This is a genomic window from Cryobacterium sp. Y62 (assembly GCF_002929785.1).
Taxonomy (GTDB): Bacteria; Actinomycetota; Actinomycetes; order Actinomycetales; family Microbacteriaceae; genus Cryobacterium.
Genome location: NZ_PJJK01000115.1, coordinates 146,628 through 152,972 on the forward strand (window position 1 = coordinate 146,628; position 6,345 = coordinate 152,972).

A 6,345-nucleotide genomic window follows, 5' to 3' on the forward strand; every position below is an offset into this window, starting at 1 on the left:
CTTTCGATTGCGAGATCGGGCATTACTGGTTGTCCGGGTAGAGGACGAAGACGAGGACGATGCTGACGGCGCCATAAAATACGAGGATCCAGTTCGTGACCACGATGAAAAGGCGCGACCCCAGCGATGGGCGCTGATCAGGCTCCGCGCCCGGTTCCAGAATGGGGTCGTCACTGAGATTGTGACGCACCTGATTCCAAATGGCAGGCACCACCAGCAGAATTCCGGCGGCGATGGCAACCGGCAGCGCGGGAACGGTGAACAACACCGTTTGGCCCTGCCACACGCTGAGCAGAACGGGACCGGCACCGCCAAACACAATTCCGGCGAAGATCATCCCCAGCACTAAGGGGCGTGAACGCGCGCGCAGCAGCACCGGAATGGCTCTCGGTATCAAGGACAATATCAAAGCCATCGCCACGAGGGACACGAGCAACCACACTCTGACAACTAGGCCGTCGTCGCCGCCCGCGAGGGGGAACGCAGTTTGGCCGAGAACGACCAGCCCGATCACCCCGATGCCGCTCATCAGCAAGACTTCATTGGTCTTGGCTTTCGCAACGGCCGGCAGGTCGAGCTCGGCCGCGTAGCGCTGGGCGCTGCCAAAAGACTCCTCGGCCGTCGTGCCGGAATCTTCGAGAAACTCCCCCGCACTGGCCACGGCATCGCCGATGAGGCTGCCGGAAACCTCGAGCAGGCGCAGTTCGATCGTGAAATCATCGAGCCAGGCCGCGTTTGCGCTCTCGCGCTCGGTTTCAGCCGAGCGGATGCCCGCCGGGCCGCTGATCGAGCCCGCACTGCCAGCAACGGCGCGCTCCTCGTTAGCTGTGCTGTAAACGACGTCACTCGCAGCGGCGCCGCCTGAACCAGCGGGGCCTCCCGCAGTTCTGCCCGAATCGCTGCTGTCGTGATCGTGGTGGTTGCTGGTCATCATGCAGCCGGCCCTTTCTGCAAATGGTCATGCACGGTGGTAGCGAAGAGCTTCCACTGACCGGATTGGTCAGAGAGCTCGTACTGCCCGGAGTCGGTGAGCGCGAAGTATTTGCGGCCCGGTCCCCCGGCGCCCGGTCGCCACTCGGCGGCGATCCAGCCCGCGGCTTCAAAGCGGGTCAGCAGCGGATAGAGAGTGCCGCCCTTGATAACGCCGAAGCCGGCGGATTCGAGCGCCGAGGCGATCGCGTAACCGTAGGTCGGGCCGGGCGCGAGCGTGCGAAGCACGCAGAGGCCGAGGGCGGCGCGCATCCACTCGGCTGGCCAGGATTTCGGTTGCATGACTACATAGTCTCACTAGTTAGCCAGACTGTCTACTCGAACCATGGCCTCGGCACCCCTGCCCGGCTCGGCTTTCGCGCGCCGAGCCCGGGCCACCAACCTTTGCGACCTCGACCCGGCTAGGGCATGCCATACTTGCGTTGTATCAACACGGGAGTCCGATTAATCGGGCTGAGAGGAAGCTGCAGAGGCTTCGACCGTCGAACCTGATCTGGATCATGCCAGCGCAGGGAGGCTGACTCGTCATTCCCGTGCCCCCACGAAAGAAATGGGCACGATCATTCCAACTCCAATTTTCACCGCCACCCCGGCAGAATTCGGCATTGGCGCGCGCCTCACCCTCGCCGTCATGCGCGACGACTATGCCGCCGTCATTCTCGGCGCTTTGAAGGCGGCCGACTCCACCGGGCTCACCACCCAGACCGGCGTCGTCAGCACCTACCTATCGGGCGCCGAACCCGATCTGCTGCGTTACGTCAGCCAGGTCGTGGCGGGCGCAAGCCGCAGCGGCGCCCACGTGACGGCAACGGTGCAATTCTCCCGAGGATGCCCCGGCGAGGTCACCTGCGCCCTGCCGCCCACCGGCGGACTGTTCGCCGAGGTCGTGGACCTCGCCCCCACCGGCGTGCACGCCGTCGCGGAATGGGCACTCTATCCACTGGAAGACGACGCCGGTTCCGCAGATCACATGCGCGACATCTACGCTGCGATCGACAGCGCCAAGAGCTCCGGGCTCGCTGTGCACAGCGAACACTTCGTCACCCGGCTCGAGGGCGACCTCGCCCTGGTGCTGCAGGTCATCGCCGCCGGCTGGATCGTGGCCGGCCGAACCGTGCAGCACGTGGCGACCCACGCGACGATTTCCATCAACAGCCCGAGCGTGAATTCCAATGCGTCCTGACCTAAGCCGGCCGGCATCCGCTCACAATAAGCGTTGGAGCCTGAAAGATCTCGTTCTTGTCGTCGTGCTCGGTGTCGTGTTCGGCTTTCTGTACTGGATTTTCGTGCAGGCCTGGACCGCCCTGTCGATCGCGATGGGTCCGGCCGGCGACCTCGCGCAGCACTTTCTGCTCGGCTCCTGGCTGCTCGTCGCCCCGATCGCGATCGCCATCGTACGACGCCCGTTCGCCGGCATCTTTGCGGAGGTGATCGCTTCGGTGATCGAGGTCGTCTTTCTCGGTTCCATGGTTGGGCCGCTGCTCTTCGTCGGCGCCGCCATTCAGGGCGCCGGCAGCGAGATTCCGTTCGCTCTCACCCGATACCGCAACTACAGCTGGCGAACCTACGCGCTCTCGGGGCTGCTCGGCGCCGGGCTGGTGTTCTTCTACTCGGCATTTCGCTCTGGCTGGTACGGCCAGGAGATCTTTTTGCTGCGCCTCGCCATCCAGCTGATCTCCGGCGTGATTATCGGCGGGCTGTTCGCCAAAATCATCGTCGATGCCCTCGACAAGACCGGCGTCGTCGACAACTTCGCGATCGGCCGCGACCGTCTCGCCCATGCCTGAGACCGATATCCTGACGCTGCAGGACGTATCGGTGCGATTCCCGCGTCGGCAGGATGCGGTACTGACCGACGTGTCGGTGCGCCTCGCACCGGGCGAGCAGCTCATCGTGGTCGGCGCCTCCGGCTCGGGTAAATCAACCCTGTTGCAGACCATCACCGGTGTCATTCCGCACTCGGTCGTGGCCTCCCTCGGCGGCAGTGTGCACTTGGGCCGGACGTTCACCGCCGATACCTCCGTCGTCGAGCTGTCCCGGCTCGTCGGCGTGGTCGCGCAAGACCCCTCGTCGTCGGTCTGCCTGCCCGATGTCGAACAGGAACTCGCGCTGCCGCTCGAAAACCGCTGTATCGACCCGGCGCTCATTTCAGCTCGCATCGATCGCGCGCTTGACGCTGTGCAGGCACGAATGCTGCGACACCGGTCCACCGCGCAGCTGTCCGGTGGGGAAGGCCAGCGCATTGCCCTCGCCGCCACCCTCATCGCCGAACCGGCCGTGCTCTTGCTGGACGAACCCACCTCGATGCTCGACGCGGCGGGCCTTGGCGCCGTGCGCCGCGCCATCCGTTCGGCCGTCGACACCTACCGGCCGGCCGTCGTGCTGGTCGAACACCGCATCGACGAGTTCGCAGGCACGGGGGGTATCGCTGGGCTGCCGCCGCGCGCCCTCGTGCTCGGCGAGGCCGGAACCGTCATTGCCGATGGCCCCACGGTCGACGTGCTCGCCCAGCACGGGCCGTCGCTTAATCGAAACGGATGCTGGCTGCCTCTCGAAACTGAATTGCTCGCCGTCACCGGTTGCTCCGGCGGGTTGGGGGAGCCCGCCGTGCGCGCCGGCATTCGGTCACTCGGCGAGCCGGTCAGAGCTTTGGGGAGACGCCAGAACTTCGGCCGGAACGTTCTGACCGCTACGGATTTGACCATTGATCGCGGAGGTGGAGCTCGCGTCCGCGCGCCGAGCGGGACGGCTACACCGGTTCTCGCCGGGGTGAGCCTCACCCTGCGGGGCGGCGAAATCGTGGCGGTGCTCGGCGGCAATGGCGCGGGCAAGACCTCTCTGTTACTCACGCTAGCGGGGCTGTCCCGGCCATCGGCCGGTACCGTCACCGGCGCCCGACCCGGCATGATTTTTCAGAATGCCGAGCACCAATTCGTGGAACACACCGTGCGCGCCGAGATCCGGCATGGGCTCACTCTGGACGATGACGAACTGCGTGCCATTTTGCAGCGGCACCGATTGACGCACCTCGCCGAGCAGAGCCCGTTTCGGCTGAGCGGCGGCGAGAAGCGGCGACTCAGCGTTGCCGCCATGCTCGCCCATGATCGGCCGGTGCTGCTCGCCGACGAACCCACCTTTGGACTCGACCGACGTGACACCATCGCAACCCTGGCAGCGCTCGGCCGGGCGGCCGACGCGGGGTGCAGCATCCTCTTTTCAAGTCATGATCTGCGCACCGTTGCGACCCTGGCCGACCGGGTGATCGTGCTGGCCGACCGCACGGTGATCGCCGACGGGCCGGTGTTCGAGGTGCTGCGCTTGAATGAGGTACTGAACCGGGCCGGGCTCGTGCTGCCGCCGCTGATTCGGCATTTGCTCGAAGAATTTAGCTCCGATGCGCAGATTCGGCGCGTGCTCGGGCAGCTCGATGCTGCCGTTACCACGGGCGAAGGCACTAAATGACCTCCGAACTCATCACCACGCGAACCGGCGCTGCCCCGACGAGGCCGCCCGGCAACCTGCTCTCACGGCGCAACCCGACCATCAAACTCGCGCTACTGTTCATTGTGTCCCTGGTGCTCATGTTCATTTTCGATCCGATCACACCACTGGTGCTGTACCTGCTCGCGCTGGGTGCGATCGCTGCAACCGCTCGCATTCCCGTAAAGGCATTCGTTTTGGCGCATATTCCATTTTTAGCATTCGCCCTCGGCCTTTTGATCGTCAATGCCCTCAGCCGTCCCGGAGACGTGCTCTGGCAGGCCGGCGCGTTGCGCGTGACCACCGAGGGGCTGCTCGTGGGTGCCGCTCTCGCCCTGCGCACCCTCGTCATCGGCGTGCTCTCGATCGGCTTTGTCCTCTCGACCGACGGCGTCGCCCTCATGACCAGCCTGCACCAGCACGCCCGGCTCGGCTCGCGCCTCACCTACGCCGTGCTCGCGGGCTACCGCATGCTCGAGGACCTACCGAGGGAGTGGCAGACTATCCGCCACGCGCACGCGGTGCGCGTTCCCCTCCGCGCCAATGGCAAGCCGCCTCGCAGCCTCCGTCAATACGGCCGGGCGGCCTTCGCCCTGCTGGTGCTGTCGATTCGTAAGGGCGAGCGGATGGCGCAATCCCTCGAGTCGCGCGGCCTCGGCCTGACCCCGCGCAGCACCTGGCGGCGTATCCCCCTCACCCGCACCGACTGGGCCATGGCCGCCGCGGTGCTGACCGTGCTCGGCGTGGTTGTCGGGCTGAGTGCGCTGCTGGGCGTTCTCCGCGGATATCAGGTCCTGGGTTAGCACCGACCCGTGACTTTGCCGTTCAAATCGGGGTCAAGCACACGGCTTGGCGGCTGCATCGGAGTGAAACTCCGGGCTCGGTGGAGGCTTCCCCGGCCACGGACGCCTAGCACTCGAGCGGCTCGCCAAAGAGCGCGGGCACGGTGAAGAGCGACTGCGCAGAGTCCGTCTACAGGCGCAGGACGATGGCTGGGCGAAGCCCCGCAAGACGGCAACCACGACCATCCAGGCGCCGAGGGCGCACCCTCACAAGGGAGGACAAAAAAGTCGGAATCAGCATCGCGCCGATGATCACGACCGCGAACATCGAAAGTGTGGGCAGGTCGACGCTGACCGGCTCACCCTGCACGAGAGGCAGAGCTGAAACCATGAACCCGAGGAGTCCGAGCAGTCCGAGACCCTCCCGCAGTCCCCACCATTCACGGTGCGTTGCGGAATGGTCGGCAGGTTGAGCTCGGCGGCGTAGCAGTTTGGGACTGCCGAAGCATTCCGCGGCACTGGTGCCGGCATCGGCGAGAAACTCCCGGGCGGTGGCGATCGCGTACCGTAGATCGAGCCGGGCGCGAGCGTGCAGAGCACGCCGAGGGCGGCGCGCATCCAATCGGGTAGCCAGGGATTGGGTTGCATGATTATATTGTCATGCTGGTTAGTCAGACTAACTACTCGGGTTGCCATTGCCGGCAAGCCAAGACTCCGCCAACCCGAGCGAAGCGCATGGCGGGGGTCGCTGCGCGTCATGCGTTCGTTTGCGGCGATGCCTTGAGCGTCGGTTGAGTCTTCAGGACCACGGGTTTGGCCAAACCATTACCAATGCCGGTCAAGAACGAAGCGCAGTTGCTCCCGCTGCTGATGCTCAACGGGTGGGTCAGTCGTCGCAGTCACCCGGTCGCAACGATCGACCGCGCCACCATCGCCGGAATGGTGATGGCCTGTGCGCATACCCGGCGATCGACCGAGAGTACGGCTGAGCTAAAGGGCAACAAACTTCGACGGGGGGTGCCCCTATGTTTTTGTCAAGCAGCGAGTTGGTGTTCAGTTTCGTAGAGGGTGCCGTCTCGCAGCATGGCGAATA

At 65.2% G+C, this 6,345-nt stretch carries 7 protein-coding genes and 1 riboswitch; of the genes, 4 read left to right on the forward strand and 3 right to left on the reverse strand.

Annotation, left to right across the window (positions count from 1 at the left end; translation table 11 throughout):
• Nucleotides 1-22: 22 nt before the first annotated feature.
• Both CXY71_RS14875 and CXY71_RS14880 read right to left on the reverse strand, forming a co-directional pair.
• Entirely contained in the window at nt 23-934 is a 912-nt protein-coding gene (locus tag CXY71_RS14875) for a hypothetical protein (RefSeq protein ID WP_104136912.1), read from the reverse strand.
• Entirely contained in the window at nt 931-1,272 is a 342-nt protein-coding gene (locus CXY71_RS14880) for a PadR family transcriptional regulator (protein ID WP_104136915.1), read from the reverse strand. The genes CXY71_RS14875 and CXY71_RS14880 overlap by 4 nt, the downstream gene beginning before the upstream one ends.
• A 140-nt stretch (nt 1,273-1,412) precedes the next feature.
• Nucleotides 1,413-1,523: riboswitch (TPP riboswitch) on the forward strand.
• 17 nt (nt 1,524-1,540) lie between these two features.
• Between CXY71_RS14880 and CXY71_RS14885 the strand changes: the two genes are divergently transcribed.
• From CXY71_RS14885 to CXY71_RS14900, 4 genes are read left to right on the forward strand one after another with little or no spacing between them, the layout of a single operon-like run.
• Entirely contained in the window at nt 1,541-2,173 is a 633-nt protein-coding gene (locus CXY71_RS14885; RefSeq protein WP_104136918.1) for a YkoF family thiamine/hydroxymethylpyrimidine-binding protein, read from the forward strand.
• Entirely contained in the window at nt 2,163-2,777 is a 615-nt protein-coding gene (locus CXY71_RS14890; protein WP_104136919.1) for an ECF transporter S component, read from the forward strand. Before CXY71_RS14885 ends, CXY71_RS14890 begins: the two co-directional genes overlap by 11 nt.
• Entirely contained in the window at nt 2,770-4,452 is a 1,683-nt protein-coding gene (locus CXY71_RS14895) for an ABC transporter ATP-binding protein (RefSeq protein ID WP_158253113.1), read from the forward strand. Before CXY71_RS14890 ends, CXY71_RS14895 begins: the two co-directional genes overlap by 8 nt.
• Nucleotides 4,449-5,273 (forward strand): energy-coupling factor transporter transmembrane protein EcfT, encoded by an 825-nt coding sequence (locus CXY71_RS14900; RefSeq protein ID WP_104136923.1) that lies wholly within the window; start codon nt 4,449-4,451, stop codon nt 5,271-5,273. The genes CXY71_RS14895 and CXY71_RS14900 overlap by 4 nt, the downstream gene beginning before the upstream one ends.
• A 169-nt stretch (nt 5,274-5,442) precedes the next feature.
• On the opposite strand, the gene CXY71_RS14905 is transcribed toward CXY71_RS14900, so the two are convergent.
• A complete protein-coding gene (locus tag CXY71_RS14905; protein ID WP_104136926.1) occupies nt 5,443-5,874 on the reverse strand; it encodes a hypothetical protein in 432 nt (143 codons plus the stop codon).
• Between the last annotated feature and the right edge of the window lie 471 nt (nt 5,875-6,345).

Excerpts from the sequence above, each read along its gene's own strand:
- CXY71_RS14875 (WP_104136912.1), bottom strand. The coding sequence starts at position 934 with ATGATGACCAGCAACCACCACGATCACGACAGCAGCGATTCGGGCAGA.
- CXY71_RS14880 (WP_104136915.1), bottom strand. The coding sequence starts at position 1,272 with ATGCAACCGAAATCCTGGCCAGCCGAGTGGATGCGCGCCGCCCTCGGC.
- CXY71_RS14885 (WP_104136918.1), top strand. The coding sequence starts at position 1,541 with ATGGGCACGATCATTCCAACTCCAATTTTCACCGCCACCCCGGCAGAA.
- CXY71_RS14890 (WP_104136919.1), top strand. The coding sequence starts at position 2,163 with ATGCGTCCTGACCTAAGCCGGCCGGCATCCGCTCACAATAAGCGTTGG.
- CXY71_RS14895 (WP_158253113.1), top strand. The coding sequence starts at position 2,770 with ATGCCTGAGACCGATATCCTGACGCTGCAGGACGTATCGGTGCGATTC.
- CXY71_RS14900 (WP_104136923.1), top strand. The coding sequence starts at position 4,449 with ATGACCTCCGAACTCATCACCACGCGAACCGGCGCTGCCCCGACGAGG.